Raw genomic sequence first — 3022 nt, forward strand, 5'->3', positions numbered from 1 at the left:
TTGCCTGGCCAGGGCTTCGCCCAATCCGTCGCCGCCTACTGGATCGACCCGCTCTTTGGCGGCGAACTGGCGTCACCGACCGTCATCATGCAGTCGATCGTCAATTCGGACCCGCTATTGGAGCGGCTGGCAGAGGACGAGCGGCAAGGCAAGATCTTCGCCGGCCATACGCGCAACCTCGAAGGCTTTTTGAGAACCGATTTCGAGAAGCAGAACATCAAGTCGTTCCTGTCGGTGTCGGTCTTCGCACACGGGCATCTGTGGGGCACGCTGGCGGTCAATGACTGCGTCAACGAGCGCGAGTGGACCGACGAGGAAGAGGCGACGCTGCACATCATCGCGCTGGCCATCGGCGATGCCATCGAGCGCTCGCCCTCCGAAGCCCATGCCAGCGAGGTCATTCGCCGCACCATGCTGCAGGCCTCGCTCGACGCCATCGTCGTCATCGATGAGACGGGCTCGATCATCGAATTCAATCCGGCCGCCGAGAAGATGTTCGGCTTCCAGCGCAGCGACATCCTCGGCAAGGACCTGCTCGATACCATCGTGCCGATCTACTACAGAAAAGGTTATGCTTCGGGGGCCGAATACATGTCCGGCCGCGGCGCGCCGATGGTCGGCCAGCGGCTCGAGACGGTGACCCAGAACGCCGCCGGCGAAGTGTTCCCGATCGAGCTGACCGCAACCGAGATGCGGGTCGCCGACCGCCGCCTGATCTTCGGCTCCATCCGCGACCTGCGCGACAAATTGCGCGCCGAGGAGGAGATCGGCCGCCAGCGCGAGAAGCTGCACCAGAACGAGAAGATGGCGGCGATGGGTTCGTTGCTGGCCGGCGTGTCGCATGAGCTCAACAACCCGCTGGCCGTGGTGGTGGCGCAATCGACGCTGCTGCACGAATTCGCCTCCGATCCGCAGACCAAGGTGCGCGCAGAGAAAGTCCGCGCCGCCGCCGAGCGCTGCGGCCGCATCGTCAAGAGCTTCCTGTCGATGGTGCGCCTTCATCCCGCGGCACAGGCCGAGACCGACCTCAACCAGGTGATCCGTGCGGCGTTGGAAGTGTGACCGCCTATGGCGCGCGCTCAAGCGGCATCATCATCGACACCGACTTCGCCGCCGGCCCGCTGCTGGCCATGGCCGACGCCGACCACGTGACGCAGGTGGCGGCCAATTTCCTCATCAACAGCCAGCACGCTTTGGCTGGCATTGCCGGCGACCGGCTGATCAAGGTGCGGACGTTCCGCAGCGACCGGGGCAACCCCTGCTTCTCGGTCGAGGACAACGGGCCCGGCGTGCCGGAAGCGATCCGCAGCCGGATTTTCGAATCCTATTTCACCACCAAGCCGGTCGGCGTCGGCACCGGCATCGGCCTGTCGATCTCGAAATCGATCATCGAGCGGCACAATGGCAATGTCTGGTTCGAGGAAGTGCTGCCGAGAGGGGCGCGTTTTGTCGTCCATCTGCCCGCCATCGTAGCCGGCCTTGTCGCTGCCGGCGAGAACCAGCCGCGATCGAGCGGCCTGCGCCACGCCTTGATCATCGACGACGAGCCGGATGTTGCCGGCTCGCTCTCCGACATTCTCGAATTGATGGGCATCAAGTCGCGGATCGTTCCTGTCTGGGAATCGGGCACCGCCACCTTGAGCGGTCATATGCCGCCGGACATCGTCTTTTCGGATTTGCGCATGCCCGGCGTCAGCGGCATATCGATCTATCGCGAGCTGCTCGCCGAAAAGCCCGACCTGGCGCGGCGTTTCGTGCTGGTCACCGGCGACCTGATCGGCGCGAAAGCCGAAATCGAGGCCCTGCCGGCACAGCAGCGGCCGCAGATCCTGGAGAAGCCGTTCAGTACGCTGGATGTGCGCAGCGTGCTGTCGGCCATCGCCGAACAAGCGGCAATAAAAGGATAAAAAAGCGGCCCCCAACCGACGTCGCGGCGGGAGCCGAAAGGAGCGCTGGAGGCGCTCGGGGAGGGTCAGAGCACGATCCCCAAAGTGGGAACCGGTTTTCGGGATCATGCTTCGACAGAAATCAGAAAATGTTCGGCGTACTGGTCAACGGCGCGGCATTGGCGATCATGCGGATTGCGCGGCTCTTGTGTGCTCCGGACTGCTCGGCAATGGCGCGCAGGCAATCGATGCTCTCGGCGCCCCAGGCCTGGCCCTTGCAGGCGAAGTCGGTCACCGGCATCGGCAGACGCGCGGTCCTGGTCGTCGTCTGCGCACCCTGGACGAGGTTGGCAGGCGGATTCAACGAAGCGAAGGCCGGCCCGATTGTCGGCGTGAACGCCATGCCGGTGAAGGCGCAAGCAGCCAGCACCATGAACATCGCCATGGGGTGGTCGCTGGCCCGCTGGCGCAGCGCCAGTTTCGGACGGCGGTCATTGCGCTCTGGAGCCTGAAGGCGGCTCTCGCCGCGGATCGTCTGGATTTTCGCATGCATTGCCTTCCCCTTCGCTAAGTTTCTTTTGGTGGTAAAACGAATTTAATCGCACTTGGTAACGGGCGGATGATACGGAGAGCGTGCCCGTGTAACAGCATCGCAACGCTGGATACGGGCACATTCGGGCAAAACCGGCCACAGCCGGATACGCTGGTCTGTTTTGCGAAGCTGTTTCATCGATCAGGATATTGCTGGAACGTCGATATCCGGCAGCAAAGCCCAACCTCGCCCAGCGAACTATGAGCAACCTCACACTCCGGACAGGGAAGCAGCAATTCTTGCGGGAAAACGGGTGAGATTTTCTCGGCATCGAGCGCTGCCCCTCGCCCAAGAGGCTCGTTCCACAAGCCATGTTAAGGCTTGGAATTTCCGGGATTTTCCTCGGCTGCATCGGTCGAAAATCGACTTCGGCGCGAATGAACGAACATTCGATACTTTCACAAGCCATTGCATTTCAATGAAAAATATGATTTTATTGAATGAGTATTCAATAAAAAGAAGAGACGTTTTATGAACCCGCACCTCCGTGACGTGGCGATCCCCAACGATTGGGACCGGCGGGGACTGCCGGGCTGGAGTTACC

2 protein-coding genes and 1 pseudogene are annotated in these 3022 nt (G+C 61.9%); 1 reads left to right on the forward strand and 2 read right to left on the reverse strand.

Annotated features, from left to right (window positions below; all coding sequences use genetic code 11):
* A pseudogene (locus tag EN935_RS28970) lies at positions 1-1907 on the forward strand (ATP-binding protein); the annotation flags it as partial.
* Between the two features lie 121 nt (positions 1908-2028).
* On the opposite strand, the gene EN935_RS28975 reads toward EN935_RS28970, so the two are convergent.
* Positions 2029-2439 carry a hypothetical protein gene (locus EN935_RS28975; RefSeq protein WP_127373881.1) on the reverse strand — a complete coding sequence of 137 codons (411 nt, stop codon included), beginning with the start codon at positions 2437-2439 and terminating at the stop codon, positions 2029-2031.
* Positions 2440-2688: 249 nt separating this feature from the next.
* Positions 2689-3022 (reverse strand): hypothetical protein (locus EN935_RS41515; protein WP_206534594.1); only part of this gene is annotated, 334 nt, incomplete at its 5' end.

This window comes from Mesorhizobium sp. M7D.F.Ca.US.004.03.1.1 (assembly GCF_003998635.1).
GTDB classification, from domain to species: Bacteria; Pseudomonadota; Alphaproteobacteria; order Rhizobiales; family Rhizobiaceae; genus Mesorhizobium; species Mesorhizobium loti.

What these genes read in the sequence shown, in the direction of transcription:
- EN935_RS28975 (WP_127373881.1), bottom strand. Translation starts at nt 2,439, where the DNA reads ATGCATGCGAAAATCCAGACGATCCGCGGCGAGAGCCGCCTTCAGGCT.